Source organism: Neobacillus rhizophilus, assembly GCF_018343535.1.
GTDB classification, from domain to species: domain Bacteria; phylum Bacillota; class Bacilli; order Bacillales; family Cytobacillaceae; genus Neobacillus; species Neobacillus rhizophilus.
Genome location: NZ_JAGYPF010000002.1, coordinates 204,672 through 224,361 on the forward strand (window position 1 = coordinate 204,672; position 19,690 = coordinate 224,361).

20 protein-coding genes are annotated in these 19,690 nt (G+C 46.6%); 19 read left to right on the forward strand and 1 reads right to left on the reverse strand.

Annotation, left to right across the window (positions count from 1 at the left end):
* Positions 1–91 precede the first annotated feature (91 nt).
* The 10 genes from KHA99_RS08940 to prmC all read left to right on the forward strand — a co-directional run bounded on the left by KHA99_RS08940 (position 92) and on the right by prmC (position 10,317).
* Positions 92–946 carry a class II fructose-bisphosphate aldolase gene (locus KHA99_RS08940; RefSeq protein WP_213117114.1) on the forward strand — a complete coding sequence of 285 codons (855 nt, stop codon included), beginning with the start codon at positions 92–94 and terminating at the stop codon, positions 944–946.
* Positions 947–1,063: 117 nt separating this feature from the next.
* Positions 1,064–1,705, forward strand: a complete 642-nt coding sequence (fsa, locus tag KHA99_RS08945) for a fructose-6-phosphate aldolase (protein ID WP_213117115.1) — start codon at positions 1,064–1,066, stop codon at positions 1,703–1,705.
* Positions 1,706–2,051: 346 nt separating this feature from the next.
* Positions 2,052–3,338, forward strand: a complete 1,287-nt coding sequence (murA, locus tag KHA99_RS08950) for a UDP-N-acetylglucosamine 1-carboxyvinyltransferase (protein ID WP_213117116.1) — start codon at positions 2,052–2,054, stop codon at positions 3,336–3,338.
* 58 nt (positions 3,339–3,396) lie between these two features.
* On the forward strand, positions 3,397–4,356 hold the full coding sequence (gene glpX / locus KHA99_RS08955) for a class II fructose-bisphosphatase (protein WP_213117117.1): 960 nt from the start codon (positions 3,397–3,399) through the stop codon (positions 4,354–4,356).
* Between the two features lie 291 nt (positions 4,357–4,647).
* Entirely contained in the window at positions 4,648–5,913 is a 1,266-nt protein-coding gene (gene rho / locus KHA99_RS08960) for a transcription termination factor Rho (RefSeq protein ID WP_261363784.1), read from the forward strand.
* Positions 5,914–6,115: 202 nt separating this feature from the next.
* A complete protein-coding gene (gene rpmE, locus KHA99_RS08965; protein ID WP_213117119.1) occupies positions 6,116–6,325 on the forward strand; it encodes a 50S ribosomal protein L31 in 210 nt (69 codons plus the stop codon).
* Positions 6,326–6,459: 134 nt separating this feature from the next.
* Positions 6,460–7,071: a thymidine kinase gene (locus KHA99_RS08970; protein ID WP_213117959.1), complete on the forward strand. Its 612-nt coding sequence runs from the start codon at positions 6,460–6,462 to the stop codon at positions 7,069–7,071.
* A gap of 118 nt (positions 7,072–7,189) precedes the next feature.
* A complete protein-coding gene (locus tag KHA99_RS08975) occupies positions 7,190–7,681 on the forward strand; it encodes a hypothetical protein (RefSeq protein WP_213117120.1) in 492 nt (163 codons plus the stop codon).
* A 694-nt stretch (positions 7,682–8,375) separates the two neighbouring features.
* Positions 8,376–9,449, forward strand: coding sequence for a peptide chain release factor 1 (prfA, locus tag KHA99_RS08980; protein WP_213117121.1), 1,074 nt, complete (start codon positions 8,376–8,378; stop codon positions 9,447–9,449).
* Positions 9,442–10,317, forward strand: a complete 876-nt coding sequence (prmC, locus tag KHA99_RS08985; protein ID WP_213117960.1) for a peptide chain release factor N(5)-glutamine methyltransferase — start codon at positions 9,442–9,444, stop codon at positions 10,315–10,317. Before prfA ends, prmC begins: the two co-directional genes overlap by 8 nt.
* Positions 10,318–10,362: 45 nt before the next feature.
* Here prmC and KHA99_RS08990 read toward each other — a convergent pair whose 3' ends face one another.
* On the reverse strand, positions 10,363–10,686 hold the full coding sequence (locus KHA99_RS08990) for a hypothetical protein (protein ID WP_213117122.1): 324 nt from the start codon (positions 10,684–10,686) through the stop codon (positions 10,363–10,365).
* Positions 10,687–10,828: 142 nt separating this feature from the next.
* Here KHA99_RS08990 and spoIIR point away from each other — a divergent pair, with 142 nt between their 5' ends.
* From spoIIR to glyA, 9 genes are all read left to right on the forward strand, one after another.
* Positions 10,829–11,863 (forward strand): stage II sporulation protein R, encoded by a 1,035-nt coding sequence (spoIIR, locus tag KHA99_RS31475; RefSeq protein ID WP_213117123.1) that lies wholly within the window; start codon positions 10,829–10,831, stop codon positions 11,861–11,863.
* Between the two features lie 411 nt (positions 11,864–12,274).
* On the forward strand, positions 12,275–12,721 hold the full coding sequence (locus tag KHA99_RS09000) for a GNAT family N-acetyltransferase (protein ID WP_213117124.1): 447 nt from the start codon (positions 12,275–12,277) through the stop codon (positions 12,719–12,721).
* Positions 12,722–12,907: 186 nt separating this feature from the next.
* Entirely contained in the window at positions 12,908–13,951 is a 1,044-nt protein-coding gene (locus KHA99_RS09005; protein ID WP_213117125.1) for an L-threonylcarbamoyladenylate synthase, read from the forward strand.
* Positions 13,952–14,095: 144 nt separating this feature from the next.
* Complete coding sequence (locus KHA99_RS09010) at positions 14,096–14,653, forward strand: manganese efflux pump MntP (RefSeq protein WP_213117126.1); 558 nt, start codon at positions 14,096–14,098, stop codon at positions 14,651–14,653.
* A gap of 80 nt (positions 14,654–14,733) precedes the next feature.
* Complete coding sequence (locus tag KHA99_RS09015; RefSeq protein ID WP_213117127.1) at positions 14,734–15,174, forward strand: low molecular weight protein arginine phosphatase; 441 nt, start codon at positions 14,734–14,736, stop codon at positions 15,172–15,174.
* A gap of 170 nt (positions 15,175–15,344) precedes the next feature.
* Positions 15,345–16,817: a S8 family serine peptidase gene (locus KHA99_RS09020; RefSeq protein ID WP_249366571.1), complete on the forward strand. Its 1,473-nt coding sequence runs from the start codon at positions 15,345–15,347 to the stop codon at positions 16,815–16,817.
* A 176-nt stretch (positions 16,818–16,993) separates the two neighbouring features.
* Entirely contained in the window at positions 16,994–17,440 is a 447-nt protein-coding gene (rpiB, locus tag KHA99_RS09025; RefSeq protein WP_213117128.1) for a ribose 5-phosphate isomerase B, read from the forward strand.
* A 114-nt stretch (positions 17,441–17,554) separates the two neighbouring features.
* Positions 17,555–18,121, forward strand: coding sequence for a TIGR01440 family protein (locus KHA99_RS09030; protein WP_213117129.1), 567 nt, complete (start codon positions 17,555–17,557; stop codon positions 18,119–18,121).
* A gap of 173 nt (positions 18,122–18,294) precedes the next feature.
* Entirely contained in the window at positions 18,295–19,536 is a 1,242-nt protein-coding gene (gene glyA, locus KHA99_RS09035; RefSeq protein ID WP_213117130.1) for a serine hydroxymethyltransferase, read from the forward strand.
* The last annotated feature ends 154 nt before the right edge of the window (positions 19,537–19,690 follow it).

Genomic DNA, 19,690 nt, shown 5'->3' on the forward strand with positions numbered 1-19,690 from the left:
GAACGATACATAATCAGCCATATGATGGGAAAAATCAATATGGATAAACTCATTTCCGAAAGATACCGACCGAATTTAAGGAGGAAGAGATATGCCATTAGTTTCCATGACAGAAATGCTCAACAAAGGTAAAGCAGAAGGCTATGCTGTTGGGCAGTTTAACATTAATAACTTAGAATTCACACAAGCCATTCTTCTAGCCGCTGAAGCTGAAAAATCTCCAGTTATTCTTGGTGTTTCTGAAGGCGCTGGCCGCTATATCGGCGGATTCAAGACCGTTGTGAAAATGGTAGAAGGATTAATGGAAGATTATAAAATTACGGTTCCAGTGGCAATCCACCTTGACCACGGCTCAAGCTTTGAAAAATGTAAAGAAGCAATTGATGCCGGCTTTACTTCCGTTATGATCGATGCTTCCCACCACCCATTTGAAGAAAACATTGAAATTACTTCTAAAGTAGTAGAATATGCTCATGCCAAAGGCGTTTCTGTTGAGGCAGAACTTGGAACTGTTGGCGGACAAGAGGATGATGTTTCCGGAAGCATCATCTATGCTGACGCGCAGGAATGTGTGGAGCTTGTAAAACGTACAGGCATTGATACGCTTGCACCAGCACTTGGATCTGTTCACGGTCCTTACAAAGGCGAACCAAACCTTGGTTTCAAGGAAATGGAAGAAATCGGCAACTTGACTGGTGTGCCATTAGTGCTGCACGGCGGTACTGGAATCCCAACAAAGGATATCCAAAAATCCATTTCTTTAGGTACTGCGAAAATTAACGTGAATACTGAGAACCAAATCGCATCTGCGAAAGTCGTTCGTCAAGTATTAGCGGATAAACCAAATGAATATGACCCACGCAAATACTTAGGCCCTGCTCGCGATGCCATCAAAGAAACCGTAATTGGCAAAATGCGCGAATTCGGTTCTTCAGGCAAAGCCTAAGAAGCGCTTTTTTGTAGTTTTTTGCAGTTATGATAAAATAGAACCGCCCTACCAATAGGGCGGTTTCCGTGTGTTCAAAGTATATTGAAAATTTAGTCGAAAATGGAGGAAAGCAACATGAAATTTTTTATTGATACAGCCAATTTAGAAGAAATCCGCGAAGCGCATGACCTTGGTTTATTAGCAGGTGTTACGACAAACCCATCCCTTGTGGCTAAAGAAAAAGGCGTTTCCTTTCACGACCGTTTAAAGGAAATTACCGCTCTTGTTCCTGGTTCAGTTAGCGCAGAAGTGATCGCCCTTGATGCTGAAGGCATGATCAAAGAAGGCCGTGAGCTTGCTGCGATTGCCCCAAATATCACCGTTAAAGTGCCAATGACGATGGACGGTCTGAAAGCGGTCCATGCTTTTTCAAAAGAAGGCATCAAAACAAACGTAACCTTAATCTTCAATGCGAACCAAGCTCTGCTTGCTGCTCGTGCCGGCGCAACCTATGTATCTCCATTCTTGGGAAGACTGGATGATATCGGCCAAAACGGCTTAGACCTTATTTCCACGATTGCTGATATTTTCGCAGTTCATGACATTAAAACGGAAATCATCGCGGCGTCTATCCGCCACCCGCTGCATGTTACGGAGGCAGCATTAAGAGGCGCGCATATCGCGACCATTCCATACAAAGTATTGATGGGACTTACACAGCACCCACTAACTGACAAAGGGATTGAAGCTTTCTTGAAAGATTGGAATAACCGCTAAGAAGCGTAAGATTTATATGGCAATTTCTGCCTTTCTAAAATGCTGGAATCCCTGTAAAAAGGCATAATGGTTCCGCCGTTTTTCCATTTTCGTGTAAATTTTTTTATTTGCCATACATGAAAATATAATTTTCGTGTAAACTATAAATTAGACAACCTGTCGGAATTTGACTTATAATGTTGGAAAAATATACCTGAGGCCTTGTTTTGGTTTAAAGGTGCTTTTTTTCGGGCAGTCTGCTAGAAAAGCTCGGTAATGAAAAAACAGACTTGTGTCTCGATCAAAAAAGTACCATTCCATTCAATCGATAAATCAATGTTTACATAGGCTTAGAAGGGAGTCGAAAATGGAAAAACTTAAAATTGCGGGCGGATATCCATTAAAGGGCACTGTAAGGGTCAGCGGTGCCAAAAACAGTGCCGTTGCCCTTATACCTGCGACGATTTTAGCAGAATCACCCGTTACAATCGAAGGACTGCCTGATATTTCCGATGTTGAAATTTTGAAGGACTTACTTGAGGAAATCGGCGGCAAAGTGAATATTACAGACGATGAAATGACAGTCGATCCATCGAGGATGATTTCGATGCCGCTGCCAAACGGCAAGGTGAAAATGCTGCGTGCTTCCTATTATTTAATGGGCGCGATGCTCGGCCGTTTCAAAAAGGCAGTGATTGGTCTGCCTGGCGGCTGTCACTTGGGTCCAAGACCGATTGACCAGCATATCAAAGGCTTTGAAGCGCTTGGTGCTCAGATCACGAACGAGCAGGGAGCTATTTATCTGCGCGCGGACGAGCTTCGCGGCGCTCGGATTTATCTGGACGTAGTCAGTGTCGGAGCAACGATTAATATCATGCTGGCAGCGGTAAGAGCGAAAGGCCGGACGATAATTGAAAACGCCGCCAAAGAGCCAGAAATCATTGATGTCGCGACTCTGCTTACCAATATGGGTGCAAAAATCAAAGGGGCCGGTACAGATGTCATCCGGATTGATGGGGTGGACAGCCTGCATGGCTGCCGCCATACGATCATTCCAGACCGGATTGAGGCCGGAACCTATATGATTCTTGGCGCAGCAATAGGCGAGGGCGTGCTGATTGATAACGTGATTCCGCAGCACTTGGAGTCGTTGATTGCCAAGCTGCGGGAAATGGGAGTGAATATCGAATCCGGCGATGACCAGGTGTTTGTCAACGGCCCTTCGAACCTGAAAGCCGTCGATATCAAAACGCTTGTCTATCCGGGCTTTCCAACCGACCTGCAGCAGCCATTTACAGCCTTGTTAACAAAGGCAGCGGGCTCAAGTGTGGTAACGGACACTATTTATGGTGCCCGATTTAAGCATATTGATGAATTAAGAAGAATGAACGCCAACATTAAAGTGGAAGGACGCTCTGCTATTATTAGCGGACCTGTTCAACTCCACGGCGCCAAAGTCAAGGCAAGCGACCTCCGTGCCGGAGCAGCACTGTTTATTGCCGGTCTGATGGCGGAAGGAATCACCGAAGTAACCGGTCTCGACCACATCGACCGCGGCTACAGCAACCTGGTTGAAAAATTAAACGGCCTTGGCGCCACTGTCTGGCGGGAGGCATTAACACAGGAAGAATTAGAGCACCTTAAAAACACATAATGAGATATACTTATAAAGGAACGAAGTCTCATCAGAAAAAAATGGGGGATGGAGAACAATGGAAAGAAGTTTAACGATGGAGCTTGTCCGGGTGACTGAAGCAGCAGCGCTTGCTTCCGCACGCTGGATGGGCCGCGGTAAAAAAGACGAAGCAGATGGAGCAGCCACTTCGGCGATGCGCGATGTGTTTGACACCATTCCGATGAAAGGAACCGTTGTCATCGGTGAAGGGGAAATGGACGAAGCGCCAATGCTTTATATTGGAGAAAAGCTTGGAAATGGCTACGGGCCTCGTGTCGATGTTGCCGTTGACCCGCTTGAAGGTACCAATATTTTGGCGTCCGGCGGTTGGAATGCATTAGCTGTTCTCGCTGTGGCTGACCATGGCTGCCTGCTCCATGCTCCAGATATGTATATGGAAAAAATCGCAGTCGGACCGGAAGCAGTTGGGCTAATTGATATCAACGCTCCAGTCATTGATAACCTCAAGGCTGTCGCGAAAGCAAAAAATAAAGATATTCAAGACGTGGTTGCGACTGTACTGAACCGTCAGCGCCATGAGCATATCATTGCCCAGATTCGCGAAGCAGGCGCCAGAATTAAGCTGATTAATGACGGCGATGTGGCTGGTGCCATCAATACGGCGTTTGATAACACCGGTGTCGATATTCTGTTCGGTTCAGGTGGTGCACCAGAGGGTGTTATTTCAGCGGTCGCCTTGAAATGCCTTGGCGGTGAACTGATCGGCAAATTGCTGCCGCAAAATGATGCTGAGCTTGAACGCTGCAAAAAAATGGGCTTGGATGTGAGCCGCATTCTCCGCATGGAGGACCTGGTCAAAGGCGACGACGCTATCTTTACGGCAACAGGCGTAACGGATGGGGAACTGTTGCGCGGTGTCCAGTTCAAGGGCTCTCACGCTTCCACCCATTCTGTTGTAATGCGGGCAAAGTCCGGAACTGTTCGTTTCATCGACGGCCGACACAGCCTAAACAAAAAGCCAAATTTAGTACTATAGGTAGCGAACATCGGGTGGTGCCTTCCACCACCCGAAATTTGCAGAAATCTCCCCATTCTCCATGAGGATTCCTTCAAGAAAATATTTCCAATAAGGGATGTTTGAAAAATAAGTTGATTAACTTTTCGCTGAGAGGGTAAAATAGAGATTGTTTTATCATGCAAGTTTTCTGCCAATCTATTCATTTCTATCAACTTCTATTCATTTCCTCAACTCTATTATCTTACTATCATTTCTCGCTCCTAATCGACAGCGGATATGAAGGAAAAATTTAAAAGCGTGGTGTACACATTGGAATTAACGATTTCAAGTTTAGAAAATATGAAGCTGAAGGAGCTTTATGAGCTTGCGCGCGAATATAAAGTGACCTATTACAGCAAATTAACGAAAAAAGAATTGATTTTTGCGATTTTAAAATCCCGTGCCGAGCAGCAGGGCTATTTCTTCATGGAAGGCGTTCTGGAAATCATCCAGTCAGAGGGCTTCGGCTTCCTGCGCCCAATCAACTATTCGCCAAGCTCTGAAGATATCTATATTTCAGCATCGCAGATTCGCCGCTTTGACCTCCGCAACGGGGACAAGGTATCCGGTAAGGTTCGTCCGCCGAAGGAAAATGAGCGTTATTTCGGATTGCTTCATGTAGAAGCCGTTAACGGTGAAGATCCGGAATCTGCGAAAGAACGCGTCTATTTCCCGGCGTTGACACCATTATATCCGAATCGGATGATGAAGCTCGAAACAACACAAAAAGCCTTATCAACACGGATTATGGACCTTGTGGCACCAGTTGGTTTTGGCCAGCGCGGTCTGATTGTCGCTCCTCCGAAAGCTGGTAAGACAATGCTGTTAAAAGAAATCGCCAACAGCGTTACGACGAACCATCCTGATGTCGAGTTAATCGTGCTGTTGATCGACGAGCGTCCGGAAGAGGTGACCGACATCGAGCGTTCCGTTGCCGGTGACGTGGTTAGCTCGACGTTTGATGAGGTTCCCGAGAATCATATCAAGGTCGCAGAGCTTGTTTTGGACCGGGCAATGCGTTTAGTTGAGCATAAACGCGATGTTGTTATTTTGATGGATAGTATCACGCGTTTAGCGCGGGCTTACAACCTGGTGATTCCACCAAGCGGACGGACGTTGTCCGGTGGTATTGACCCAGCGGCATTCCACCGTCCGAAGCGATTCTTCGGTGCGGCCCGTAATATTGAAGAGGGCGGCAGCTTGACGATCCTTGCGACAGCACTGGTTGATACTGGTTCACGTATGGATGACGTCATTTATGAAGAATTTAAAGGTACCGGTAACATGGAACTGCACCTTGACAGACAGCTTGCAGAACGCCGTGTGTTCCCTGCGCTTGATATCCGCCGTTCCGGAACGCGTAAGGAAGAGCTTCTTATTCCGAAGGATCACTTGGATAAGTTATGGGCGATTCGTAAATCAATGTCAGATTCCCCAGATTTTGCCGAGCGTTTCTTGAAAAAATTACGTCAGACGAAGTCCAATCAAGAGTTCTTCGATCAGCTTGGTGAGGAGCTTAAGGCGCGCCGTTCTTAGGTTTTAGGCGGCTGCGAGGTCCCTGGATGGATTCGATATTTTGGTTTTGTTTTTTCAAAAAGGCTGAAAATCCCAGCTTGCAAACAATTAGTCTGGCTGTTATAATGTGGTCAGTGTGTTTTTTGTAATTCTGTGACTTGTTAAGACAAGCACTGTATATAACTCTGTTTCGAATGATTCAGGGCGGAAGGAGATGAAAAGAATGAAAGCAGGAATTCATCCAAATTATAAATCAGTTATGGTGACTTGTGCATGCGGCAACACTTTCGAAAGCGGTTCTGTAAAGAACGAGATCCGCGTTGAAACTTGCTCTGAGTGCCACCCATTCTATACTGGTCGTCAAAAATTCGCTGAAGCAGGCGGACGTGTTGACCGTTTCAACAAAAAATACGGTCTTAAGAATCAACAATAATTCGCGCAAAGACAGGCAAGATGCAACATTGGCTTGCCTGTTTTTTATTGGCCAAATGGCCAGTTTCTTTAAAATAATTGATTTTGTATATGATAAATAGAGATGGTTTCGTGATTAGGAAGGAGTCGCCGTTTATGTATGTTATGACGCAAAGCGGATGGGTTGAGGTTATCTGCGGCAGTATGTTTTCTGGAAAATCAGAGGAGTTAATTCGGCGCGTCCGGCGTGCCCAGTTTGCTAAACAAAAAATAGCTGTATTTAAACCGAAAATCGATAATCGCTATCATGACCAGTCTGTTGTTTCCCATAATGGCACTTCTTTTGAGGCGAAGCCGATTTCCCATTCGATCGAGATTTTGCATCATGTGGAAGCGGATATGGATATTGTCGCGATCGATGAGGCGCAGTTTTTCGATGAAGGCATAGTAAGGGTTGTCCAGCAGCTGGCGGATTCCGGCCACCGTGTGATTGTGGCGGGGCTTGATCAGGATTTCCGCGGTGAGGCGTTCGGGCAGATGCCGAAGTTGATGGCGATTGCCGAGTCGGTGACAAAGCTGCAGGCTGTTTGTACGGTGTGCGGGTCGCCAGCTAGCCGTACACAGCGGTTGATTGACGGACGTCCGGCGTCTTACCATGATCCGGTTATTTTGGTGGGGGCTGCTGAGGCTTATGAACCGCGTTGCCGTCATCATCATGAAGTGCCAAAAACGGCGTCAGTGCGTTTGGTGGTTGAAGAAGGGGTATAAGGTTTTAAAGCTTGGTTTTGGAGGGTGTCTGGGTTGCCATGTTCGCATGGTGCCTGGCGCCCTTTTGTTGTTTATGGTTGGAAAGAATTCACTCGGGGGCGGGTGCGTGTGGCAGGGCATGCTAGTACCATGGAGGTGTAATTCGATGAAAAAGTGGATGTTTGTCGTGGGTATCATGCTTTTGTTGGCAACGGGCTGCCAAAATGGCCGTAGTGCTGATGATGATGCGGCTAATGACTTGCGCGGCGACCGGCAGACGAGGAATCTTGTGTCCAATCACGATATCAACGACCAGCATATGGTGGAGGACGATGTGACCAACCAAAACCCGAACTTCCTTGACCTGACGGGGACTGGAAGCGGCAGTGAAGCCGGCGCCAATAATCAGGGCAACGATATTGCTAAGGCAAAGCAGGTGATTGCCGACACGCATGAATTTGTGACGGATTCTGTTTGGATTAATGGAGACAGAATGTGGGTACGGGTTTACAAGAAGGGCATGCTTTCTGCTGGTGACAGACGGGATGCGGAGGCCCGTTTGCATAAGAAACTGATGCGTGCGCTGCCGCGTTATAATATTGAGGTTCGTGTACAGGAAGATAGGAGATAATGGGCATGCTCTGGGAACAGGGCATGTTTTTTTTGATGGAATTGGGGGTTGGAAGGGGTAAATATAGGGTCTTTTCAAAAAGTGGTATTTTACTCATCTGTACTCTTTGAGTCAGTTTGATGCACCTGAACCGTCCCCATGCATCGCAATTGCCATTTATTTGGATATACTTTCCGATTTGTTGTTGTTACTTTCCGATTTAGGACAGTTACTTTCCAGTTTGGCAGTTTTACTTACATTTTTTGATTAAATACTTTCCAAAATTGCTATTTTACTTTCCAAACTCTTTTAAAACACAGTTCCCCCTTCCAACAACCACCCAAAATAGCTTAAAAGCCAGGCTTGAGAGCCTGGCCTAGGTAACTTTTTAATGACCTATTTGGGGATATTTCCTTCTATTTGGATATACTTTCCGATATGGGGAGTTTACTTTCCAATTCAGAGCGGATACTTTCCACTTTGACGATTTTACTTACACTTTTTGAGCAAATACTTTCCAAATATCCAATTTTACTTTCCTGAAGAATCAATTCCGATAATAGCATTGTATTTTTTGATGCACGAGAACCGTCCCCATGCATCACATTGACGCGAGTTTTTAGCTATACTATAATTAGAATGTTATGGACAATTTTAGGCCCGGTGTTGCGGGTGTTTAGATAGAAGTTTTGAATTTAATTTGAGGTGAATGACTGTGTTTGATCGTCTACAATCGGTAGAGGACCGCTACGAAAGGCTCAATGAGCTGTTAAGCGATCCGGAAATTATAAATGATTCTAAAAAGCTTCGTGATTATTCGAAGGAACAGGCGGACCTGCAGGAGACTGTACAAGCGTACCGCCAGTATAAGGAAGCGAAATCCCAGCTGCAAGACGCAAAGGTCATGCTTGAGGACAAGCTGGATGCGGAAATGCGCGACATGGTTAAGGAAGAGGTCAGCGAGCTTGAGGCGCAGATTGAAGAGCTTGAAGGCAAGTTAAAAATCTTGCTGGTTCCGAAGGACCCGAACGATGACAAGAACGTTATCATGGAAATCCGCGGTGCAGCGGGCGGCGAAGAGGCGGCATTGTTTGCCGGCACGCTATACCGCATGTACTCACGATATGCGGAAGCGCAGGGTTGGAAGACGGAAGTGATTGATGCCAACGAGACTGGGCTTGGCGGCTTCAAAGAGATTATTTTTATGATAACCGGACAGGGCGCCTTTTCTAAATTGAAATTTGAAAATGGTGCGCACCGGGTGCAGCGTGTGCCGGAAACCGAGTCTGGCGGCCGGATTCACACATCTACAGCGACAGTTGCAGCTTTGCCGGAAGTTGAGGAATTTGACATCGAGATTAACGAAAAGGATATCCGTTTTGATGCGTTCGCATCGAGCGGCGCCGGCGGACAGAGCGTTAACACCACCATGTCAGCGGTTCGTTTAACGCATATTCCGACCGGTATTGTAGCGACCTCTCAGGACGAGCGTTCCCAGCACAAAAACAAGGACAAGGCCATGAAAATCTTACGTGCGCGTATTTATGATAAGTTCCAGCAGGAAGCACAGGCGGAGTATGACCAAGTGCGGAAATCAGCGGTTGGTACAGGTGACCGTTCTGAGCGGATTCGTACGTACAACTATCCGCAAAACCGGGTGACTGACCACCGAATCGGCTTAACGATTCAAAAGCTGGATCAGATTATTGAGGGCAAGCTGGAAGAGATCATTGAGGCATTGGTGCTCGATGACCAAGCGAGAAGATTGGAAAATGCAACAAATGAGTAAAAAGGTATTCGAAGCTCTGAAATGGGCTTCTTCTTTTTTAGTTGAAGCTGGCCGGGATGAAAACGCGGGAGAATTGCTGCTAAGGCATTTTACCGGGATGACGCGGTCGCAGCTGTTTGCCAATGTACGTGAGGAGCTAGACTCGCAGGTGTGGGAGCTTTTTGAAAAAGCAGTCCACGACCACGCTTCGGGGGTTCCGGTGCAATATATTATCGGGAGGGAGGAGTTCTACGGGCGGACCTTTGTGGTTACGCCGGAGGTGCTCATACCAAGACCAGAAACTGAGGAGCTGGTCTACGGGACATTGCAGCGGATCCACCGGCTATTTGGCGGGCGCGAGGAAATCAAGCTTGCTGATATTGGAACGGGCAGTGGAGCAATTGCTATTACCTTAAAACTGGAGCAGCTGTCTTTAAAAGTAACTGCCACAGATATTGCTGAATCCGCTCTAGAGGTGGCGAATGAGAATGCCCGCCGGCTTGGCGCAGATGTCCATTTTATCCAGGGAGACCTCCTGCAGCCGTTTATTGCAGGCGGTAAGATGCTGGATGTGGTGGTGTCGAATCCGCCGTATATTCCAGTTGCTGACATGGCTGAGATGTCCGAGGTGGTGACGGATCATGAGCCGCACCGGGCACTTTTCGCAGGAGTGGACGGCTTGGATTTTTACCGCCGCTTTATGGTGGAGCTGCCGAAGGTGCTCGCGCCGGGCGCGCTTGTATGTTTCGAGATTGGGGCCGGTCAGGGCGAAGCGGTAGCGGAGCTTTTTCAAAAAGCATTTGCGGATGTAAAAGTCGAGGTTGTGAATGATATTAACGGCAAGGACCGGATGGTGTTTGCGGAGATTGGCTTCGGTGCTCAAGAATAGGTAGGAAAGAAAAAACGAATGGCAGAGCAGGGTCCATTCGTTTTTTTAATAGGATTCTCCCTCGTCTCCCAGAAGATTTGCGTTTAAATCGAGTGCAATTTCTTTCATTTTGGCAAGGATTTCATTATCAGGGTTGGCGACAATCAGACGACCGTTCCAAAAATGGAAGGGGACAGGGGTATCGCCATAATTCCAGATAAAGAATTCGCCGGCGATGGTTAAGGAAACGGGGCCGGTGCTTGAAAAAGAGGTTGAGTAGTGAAAATCCTTTTTTGTCTGGAAATATTCCTTCAGCTCGTCCAAAGTGATGGGATATTCCTCGCTCTCTGGCCAGTCTTCCGCTCTAGTGATATGGGCATCATAGCTCATAAGTAGGTCCCCTTTTTTATGGCATTATGTAGATTATAACATATTCTTCCAATTTTGATTTTAAAAATAGTAAAATTTAATAGTTTAAGATTCTGGCATTTTGTCCACAATGGTAAGGCAAAGGGAAGGGACGGTGCTAGAGATGAGAGGGAAACTGGTAGTTTGGGGATATTTGGTGGTTTTATCGTTAGCGACGATGCTAAATTTATATATGCCAAAAACAGAAGCGGCACAGAAGGAATCGATTGTGATTCCGGGCGAGGCGATTCGATTAAGGATTCTCGCCAACAGCGATTTTGAAGAGGACCAGGCGATTAAGCGCAAGGTTCGTGATGCGGTGAATGCACAGATTACACTGTGGGTACAGGATTTAACTTCGATGGAAGAGGCACGTAAGGTGATCAAGGGTCATCTGCCAGAGATTCAAGGGATTGCGGAAAAAGTGGTCAGCGAATCGGGTTCGGATCAGTCGGTAAACGTAGAGTTTGGCAAGGTGCAGTTTCCGACAAAGCTGTACGGGCAGTTTTTGTATCCGGCAGGAAAGTATCAAGCAGTGTTAATTACGTTGGGCGCGGGTGAAGGGGCGAACTGGTGGTGCGTGCTGTACCCGCCGCTATGCTTCCTAGATTTTTCAAATGGGGTAGCTGTCAGTGAGGGGTTTGAGGAAAAAGAAACGGCTGCTGTTGCTGAAGCGAAAGAGGATGCTAGTTCGGTCGCCCAGTTGGAAGAGAAGCGGTCCGATGTGAAAACAAAGTCTGTGGAAGGTAAAAAGGAAAAGGTTGTTCAACAGAAGAAAACAGAGGTAGAACGGCCGGACTTTGAAGAGGCTCGTACAAATGGGGATACAAATGAAGATGATATACCTGTGATGAAGAGCCGGGATTTTAATAAAACGGAAACGGCTGTGGTGAAGAAGCATGGTTCAGAAAAAACGAAAACTGCTGTGGTGAAGAAGCAGGAGTCATTAGAAAAAACAGAAGCCGTTGTGGTGGAGAAGCAGGAGTCATTAGAAAAAACAGAGGCCGCTGTGGTGGAGAAGCAAGATTCAGAAAAAGCAGAAGCCATTGTGGTCAAGAAACCGGTTAAGAAGGATAAGCCAGTTTACGTTTCGGAGGATGAGCAGCCGGTAAAAGTGAAATTCTTTGTGGTTGAGATATGGAATAAGCTTTTTAACTAACAGCTCTGAGAGGGGGCTGTTTTTTTGTGTGTATGAGGAACACTCAGTGAATAATAAAAGTGCCTATGCTCAGGGAAGGACTATAATGCTCAGACGAAGCCGTCTAAAGGACAAAACTGGATAGGCGAGGAGGAAAATGTCCAATAGAAGCGTTCTAAAGGACAAACCGAGGTAGAAGAGGGAAGGAAATGTCCAATAGAAGCGTTCTAAAGGACAAAACTGTGTAGAGGAGAAAAGAGGATGTCCGATAGAAGCATTCTAAAGGACAAAACCAAGTAGGAGAAGGAAGGAAATGTCCTATAGATGCTTTGGGACTACTAAAAAATATGCTAGAAAATAGTCCCAACCTGTTCTACTTTTTCTATTTTTTCATATTCATAGAGTAGAATCTGAAAAAATGGGGTGGATGGGATGCAGGCGTTGATTCGCAAGGCGACTAAAGGGGATTTGGAAAGGCTGATAAGCTTTCTTACGAGGGCTAATCTTGGGACAGATGGGCTGACTGATGAAACGATAGAATGGTTTTTGCTGCTAGAGGACGAGCAGGGAGAGCTGGTCGGATCGCTTGGAATGGAGGTTTGTGAACAGTTTGGACTGTTGCGCTCGCTGGTTGTCTCCGTGGGGCAGGCCGAAAAGGAAATCTTCGTTCTATTTGACCAAATGGTGCAGCTAGCCAAGGAAAAGGGAATGGAAAGTTTATTTTTGGCTACAAATAAGGGGGCGGCGTTGCCGTTTTTTGAACTGATGGGGTTTGAGAAGATTGGGCGCGGGGAACTGCCGGTCGGGTTTTATCAATCTGAACACATTCGACACGTTTTAAATGTGGATAACTCGTTGTTTTTGAGACTAACGATATAATATTGTGGATATAACGCCAAAGTTATCCACTTTTTCCGGTAAGTTATGCACAATTTGTGGATATCACTTGTGTTTAGGTCTGCCTTCTTTTATACTTTCAAACGTATCATGCGAAAAATATGAGTTTATACGCCGAAATTCGTCAAAATTCGATAAAAAACGAGATAGGTTTTGAAGGTGGATAACATGAACACAAAAGTTTGGAAAGTGGATAAGTATGTGGATAATTTAGAAAGTAATCCACATATTGTGGATGCCGCACATTTTTTAAAGGAAAATGAAGTTGTTGCGATGCCGACGGAGACAGTTTATGGGTTGGCCGGGAATGCCGAGAATGATGAGGCTGTGGCGAAAATTTTTGCAGCAAAGGGGCGGCCCGCGGATAATCCCCTGATTATCCACATTGCTGAAAAGGAACAGTTGAACCGCTTTGTGGCGGAGGTACCTGAAAAGGCGGCAATCCTTATGGAAAAATTTTGGCCTGGGCCGCTGACGATTATTTTTAAAATGAAGGAAGGCGTGCTGTCGGAAAAAGCATCCGCGGGTCTCGCGACGGTTGGAGTGCGGATGCCGGACCACCCAGTGGCACTGGCGCTGCTACGGACCTGTGGTCTGCCGATTGCCGCACCAAGTGCGAATTCCTCAGGGAAACCGAGCCCGACAACGGCCGCACATGTCCTTGATGATCTCGAAGGAAAAATTGCCGGCGTGGTGGACGGAGGTCCGACCGGAGTCGGTGTCGAATCCACTGTCATTGACTGCACAGAAACCTTTCCGGTCATATTAAGGCCAGGCGGGGTGACCAAGGAGCAGTTAGAGGCCGTGGTCGGCGAAGTCCATATCGACCCGGCTTTAAAAAATGAAGCGGCAAAACCGAAGGCGCCGGGCATGAAGTACCGCCACTACGCGCCAAATGCTCCGCTCTATTTGGTGTCAGGCACCCGGGGATTTTTGCAGGGGCTTGCTGCCGAAAAACGTGCGGAAGGATTGCGTGTTGGGGTACTGACGACAGAAGAACATGCGGACGAGTACCAAGCCGATGTCGTCCTCGCCTGTGGGAGACGCGCTGAACTTGAGACAGTAGCTGCCACTCTCTACGATGTGCTCCGTCGATTCAACGAGCAGCAGGTCGATGTGATTTTTAGCGAAATGTTCCCGTATGAAGGCGTGGGATACGCCATTATGAACCGGTTGGAAAAAGCGGCGGGGAATAAAGTGATTTTTGAATAGATTGTAATCAGCGCCTGGGCCAGTTCTCCTTAAATGGAGGGCTGGTCTTTTTTTAAAGGCTTCCGCTCAATTTCCCAGCTTGGCTTCTAAACCGATTTGGACGTGCATATGCTGAAATAGTTAGTCCAAAGGGGAGAAGTCAGAATGTCTGAAGTGGTTGGGGAAATTATGACACTCATGTTGATGGCAGCGGCTCTAGGAATGGATGCTTTCTCGGTCGGCCTTGGCATGGGGATGTACAAACTGCGGCTTCGAAAAATATTTGAAATAGGAATTATCATTGGCATCTTTCATGTGTTGATGCCGCTCGCCGGCATGACAGCAGGAAGATTTTTATCAGAACAATTTGGAGCGCTGGCCTCGTTTATCGGCGGTCTGCTTTTAATCATTTTAGGGGTGCAGATGATTTGGTCGAGCCTGAAGGACGATGATGAAAAGGTGATTACGCCGGTTGGCTTAGGCCTTTTATTTTTTGCATTGAGTGTAAGCATGGACAGTTTCTCCGTAGGGCTTACCTTAGGCATTTATGGGGCCAAAACCGTTTTGGTCCTCGTCTGTTTTGGTGTCATGGCCACCCTGCAGACATGGGCTGGCCTGCTTTTGGGAAAAAAGGTCCGGGGCTGGCTCGGTGCGTACAGTGAGGCACTGGGGGGAGCGATTTTACTAGCGTTTGGCATTAAGCTGATGGCTGTGTTTTTATAAGAAATTTTTGTATAAGGGACATTTGCAACGGTTTGAACGTGGAAAATTGTTCTATAATAGGTGGGGAAGGGGGCGTACATATGCAGCGAATACTATTTGTGTGTACAGGAAATACCTGCAGAAGTCCGATGGCGGAGGCCATTTTAAAAAATAAACAGCTTGACGGAATCGAGGTTAAGTCCGCCGGAATTTACGCCGCAAGCGGCAGCGATGCCTCGACGAACGCGAAAGAGGTGCTCGCCACCAAAAAGATTGCGCAAAATCACCGCTCCACCTTGCTGTCCGCTGATGAGGTCGATTGGTCCGATTTGATTCTCACGATGACAACCTCGCATAAGTTCGCCATCCAGCAGCAGTACCCAAAGGCGATTGAAAAAGTGTTCACATTGAAGGAATTTACCGGTGAAGAGTTCGACCACGACGTCACCGATCCGTACGGCGGCAGCCTCGCCATCTATGAAGCCACCTACCGAGAACTCGATAAGCTGATTGACAAAGCGATTGAAAAAATAAAGCCATAGAAAAGGTCAGGAGTGTTTTACTCTTGGCCTTTCTCTATGGGGTTCCTTCAGACAAACTCTGCAATTTGTGAAAAAATGCTGTCGTTCTTTTACGATGAGAATTTGTTTCAAATAGATATTGATAGATTTAAAATGGAGAATGTTAGGACAAATATAGGGAGGTTTTGCTTTTGAAGAAGAAAAAAAGAATGATGGCCATTGCGGCCAGCAGTATTTTGGCCATGTCTCTAGTAACTTTCTCTACGAACCTGCACACATCTGCCAGCACAAAGGCAGAAAGTAAAAACTATCTGATTGCATTTAATCAGTCATTACCGAAAAACTATCTTTCTGAAGTGAAGAGTGCCGGCGGAGAAGTAATCAGGGCAGTCCCGGAAATCGGCGCGTTGGAAGTCCGCTCTGCAAACCCTGCTTTCCTTAGCCAGTTTAAATCTAGCGGAAAAATTAGCGCGGCGAATGTTGAGAGAACTTATAAACTTGAAAATGGAAATCCGGAAGGGGCGGATGGAAAACCGGTGGATATCACTCCAGATAAGGATGGTACATATTGGAGTTCGCAGTGGGATATTCGCCATTTAACGAATGAAGGAAAATCGTTTGATGTGGAATCAGGCGGTGTAAAAACGGGGGCCGTCGTTAAACATAATGCCGTTGTAGGCATCATTGACTCCGGGATTGATGCTGAGCATCCTGATTTGAAAGCGAACTATATGGGCGGTGTGAACTATGTCCCTGAAGGCGGTTATGGTGGAACGGTTATAAATGAAACCAAAGTGAAAGATACAAACGGGCACGGCACACATGTGGCGGGTTCCATCGCTGGGAATGGATTAGTAAAAGGGGTAGGCCCGAATTTAGGAATCCGTGCCTACCGTATTTTTGATGCATCCGGCAGTGCACCTACTGCACCGATTGTTGCGGCCATCGTTCAAGCGGCCGATGATGGTGTCGATGTTATTAATATGTCACTTGGTGGATTCGACAATTTGAAATATACCTATGAAGGCACTCGTTATTCTGATATCGCGGATATCCTTCTATGGAAGCGCGCCGTTCAGTACGCTGTTAAGAAAAATGTAACGATCGTCGCTGCTGCAGGGAATGATTCTGTAAATTATGCTGACAAAAAGTCGCTTACTGATTATATGAATGCAAATTATGGCGATGAAAATCTTGTTTTTAAAGGGGTAACATTTGAAGTTCCAGGCGGTACTCCTGGCGTCATTACCGTTTCTTCCTCCAACAAGTGGTCAACGGATAAGCTGGCATTCTATTCAAACTATGGCAATAGTTTTATTGATGTAGCAGCACCGGGCGGAGATAATGGTCCTGTGTATGATACATCACGTGATTTGGGGCAACGTGATTTTACTTATCGTGCGCTTTCAACGTGGCCGACTTATTTGCCTAAATATGCTACCATGGTCGATAACAAAGGCTACGCTTACTTACACGGCACCTCCATGGCCGCACCAAAGGTCGCTGGTATTGCTGGTGTAATCAAAGCCGCCCATCCGGAATATAAGCCAGCTCAAGTGCAGGCATTGATTGAAAAGACTGCCTTGGATTTAGGTAAAAAAGGCCACGATGAGTTATATGGCAAGGGCGAAGCAAACGCATATACAGCATTAACTGGAAAATAAAAGATAAACTTCATATTTAAAAAAAAGCCTTGCCTATTAGGTAAGGCTTTTTTTATGAACAGCTGGCGGTTAAACCGTTTTTTTGCCCGACATATCTGAATAGTATGGCTTTATATTTTTCGCACGGTATGTCAAAATTAAGTACAGATTGATGTTGGAATAGGGGGATTTTTGAGATGAAAGTAGCATTAGCGTCAGACCATGGCGGCATGAATATTCGGAAGGAAATTGCCAGCTTGCTGGAGGAATTAAAGATTGAGTATGTGGATTTTGGCTGTGAATGTGCGTCGTCTGTTGATTATCCGGATTATGCGCTTCCGGTTGCGGAAAAGGTAGCAAGCGGCGAGTTTGACCGCGGGATTTTAATTTGCGGGACAGGCATCGGCATGAGCATTGCCGCCAATAAAGTGAAGGGTGTCCGCTGTGCACTTGTGCACGATACTTTTAGTGCAAAAGCAACACGTGCCCACAATGACAGCAATATCTTGGCGATGGGCGAACGCGTCATCGGTCCTGGACTGGCCCGTGATATTGCCCAAATATGGCTGACTGGCGAATTCGAAGGCGGACGTCACGCCAACCGTGTCGGTAAAATCACGGATTATGAGGAGAAACACCAATAGGTACCAGGTCGGATTAAGTGGCGAAGTGGCTGGGGCAAGATCCCCCAATAGAGTAAAACATTAAAGTGGCGGGGATAGGTCCCTTGGAACATGAATGATGGGAGGTCAAAGGGTATGATTAAGCAATGGACGAACGAACTTGAAGCAATTTTAACGGAATTTAAGGAGCAGGCATCCTTGAGGCCGGGGCAGCTTCTCGTGATCGGCTGCAGCACAAGCGAGGTTATTGGCGAGCGCATCGGAACGGCCGGAACGATTGAAGTAGCCGAAATGATTTTTCGCCAAATGCAAAAATTCCAAACAGAAACCGGAGTTCACCTAGCCTTTCAATGCTGCGAGCACTTGAACCGGGCAATCGTGGTGGAACGGTCGGTTGCCTTCGTGCGAGGCTTCGAAGAGGTTTCGGTCGTCCCAGTCCGGAAGGCAGGCGGAGCGATGGCAACATTTGCTTTTGAAAAAATGAACGACGCCGTAGTGGTCGAGTTTGTAAAGGCGGAGGCAGGCATTGACATTGGCAGCACCCTTATCGGCATGCACCTGAAACATGTTGCCGTCCCCGTCCGTGTTAAACAGAAATTCTTGGGACATGCCCATGTGACGCTGGCTAAAACAAGACCAAAACTTATCGGCGGGGCCCGCGCGGTTTACGAACAGACCGACGCTAATTCGAGCTGCAGTTAGGAACCTCAAAAACACGAACATTTATAGGCTTGATTATCGTATTTGTTATACGAAACACGAACAATAAAAATGTTAAAAATAGAATCTTACGTGTTTACATAACCAAAAAACATGTTACAATAAAGAGGGAATTTTCTAACGTTTTTTTATTTACATATGAGGGGGAATGAATCATGAAGCATTTACCTAAAGCAGATGAACAGGTTTTTCAAGCAATCCAGCAAGAATTGGGCCGTCAACGTTCTAAAATTGAACTGATTGCCTCCGAAAACTTTGTCAGTGAAGCTGTAATGGAAGCCCAAGGCTCCGTTTTAACGAATAAATACGCAGAAGGCTACCCTGGACGCCGTTACTATGGCGGCTGTGAATATGTCGATGTTGTTGAGGATTTAGCTCGTGAGCGCGCCAAGCAAATTTTTGGAGCGGAATACGCGAACGTTCAGCCGCACTCCGGCGCACAGGCAAACATGGCCGTTTACTTCACCGTCCTTCAGCAAGGTGACACCGTGCTTGGCATGAATTTATCCCACGGCGGCCACTTAACACACGGAAGCCCAGTTAACTTCAGTGGTATTCAATATAACTTCGTTGAATATGGTGTCGACAAAGAAACACACCGTATTGATTATGATGATGTTCGTGCAAAAGCCCTTGAGCATAAGCCAAAAATGATTGTTGCCGGTGCCAGCGCGTACCCAAGGGAAATCGATTTTGCGAAGTTCCGCGAAATCGCTGATGAAGTTGGCGCGTACCTAATGGTCGACATGGCGCACATCGCTGGTCTTGTTGCGGCAGGTCTGCACCAAAACCCAGTGCCATATGCTGATTTCGTCACAACTACTACTCATAAAACCCTTCGCGGTCCACGCGGCGGGATGATTCTAACATCTGAGGAATGGGGCAAGAAAATCGATAAGTCAATCTTCCCTGGAATCCAAGGCGGTCCGCTTATGCACGTCATCGCTGCTAAAGCCGTTGCTTTTGGCGAAGCGCTTCAGGATAGCTTTAAAGAATATGCTCGTCAAATCGTGGCGAACGCTCAGCGTTTAGCGGAAAGCCTGCAAAAAGAAGGCTTGAAGCTTGTTTCCGGCGGTACGGACAACCACTTAATGCTTGTGGATGTGACAAGCCTTGGTTTAACCGGAAAAGTCGCTGAAAAAGTGCTCGATGAAGTCGGCATTACTGTTAATAAAAACACCATTCCTTTCGACCAAAACAGCCCGTTCGTGACAAGCGGCGTCCGCATTGGTACAGCTGCAGTAACAAGCCGCGGCTTTGGTTTAGATGATATGGACGAAATTGCTTCCATCATCGCCTTCACATTGAAAAATCACGAAGATGAAGCAAAGCTTGAAGAAGCGCGGAGACAAGTTGACGCGTTAACAAGCAAATTTACCCTTTATCCAGAATACTAAAATATGATGCATGGGGACGGTTCTTCTGCCTCACTTTAGTGAGGCAAGAGAACCGTCCTTTGTGTCGTTTTTTGAAAAATCAAACATTGTGCTCCGAGTTGCTCATGGGCTTTTTTTTCTGTAAAATGAGACGACTGCTAAAATTAAATTTTTG

Coding starts and splice junctions, on each gene's coding strand:
- KHA99_RS09000 (WP_213117124.1), top strand. CDS start 12,275: ATGCAGGCGTTGATTCGCAAGGCGACTAAAGGGGATTTGGAAAGGCTG.
- glpX (WP_213117117.1), top strand. CDS start 3,397: ATGGAAAGAAGTTTAACGATGGAGCTTGTCCGGGTGACTGAAGCAGCA.
- glyA (WP_213117130.1), top strand. CDS start 18,295: ATGAAGCATTTACCTAAAGCAGATGAACAGGTTTTTCAAGCAATCCAG.
- spoIIR (WP_213117123.1), top strand. CDS start 10,829: ATGAGAGGGAAACTGGTAGTTTGGGGATATTTGGTGGTTTTATCGTTA.
- murA (WP_213117116.1), top strand. CDS start 2,052: ATGGAAAAACTTAAAATTGCGGGCGGATATCCATTAAAGGGCACTGTA.
- prmC (WP_213117960.1), top strand. CDS start 9,442: ATGAGTAAAAAGGTATTCGAAGCTCTGAAATGGGCTTCTTCTTTTTTA.
- rpiB (WP_213117128.1), top strand. CDS start 16,994: ATGAAAGTAGCATTAGCGTCAGACCATGGCGGCATGAATATTCGGAAG.
- fsa (WP_213117115.1), top strand. CDS start 1,064: ATGAAATTTTTTATTGATACAGCCAATTTAGAAGAAATCCGCGAAGCG.
- KHA99_RS08940 (WP_213117114.1), top strand. CDS start 92: ATGCCATTAGTTTCCATGACAGAAATGCTCAACAAAGGTAAAGCAGAA.
- KHA99_RS09015 (WP_213117127.1), top strand. CDS start 14,734: ATGCAGCGAATACTATTTGTGTGTACAGGAAATACCTGCAGAAGTCCG.
- KHA99_RS09010 (WP_213117126.1), top strand. CDS start 14,096: ATGTCTGAAGTGGTTGGGGAAATTATGACACTCATGTTGATGGCAGCG.
- rpmE (WP_213117119.1), top strand. CDS start 6,116: ATGAAAGCAGGAATTCATCCAAATTATAAATCAGTTATGGTGACTTGT.
- KHA99_RS08970 (WP_213117959.1), top strand. CDS start 6,460: ATGTATGTTATGACGCAAAGCGGATGGGTTGAGGTTATCTGCGGCAGT.
- KHA99_RS08975 (WP_213117120.1), top strand. CDS start 7,190: ATGCTAGTACCATGGAGGTGTAATTCGATGAAAAAGTGGATGTTTGTC.
- KHA99_RS08990 (WP_213117122.1), bottom strand. CDS start 10,686: ATGAGCTATGATGCCCATATCACTAGAGCGGAAGACTGGCCAGAGAGC.
- KHA99_RS09030 (WP_213117129.1), top strand. CDS start 17,555: ATGATTAAGCAATGGACGAACGAACTTGAAGCAATTTTAACGGAATTT.
- KHA99_RS09005 (WP_213117125.1), top strand. CDS start 12,908: ATGAACACAAAAGTTTGGAAAGTGGATAAGTATGTGGATAATTTAGAA.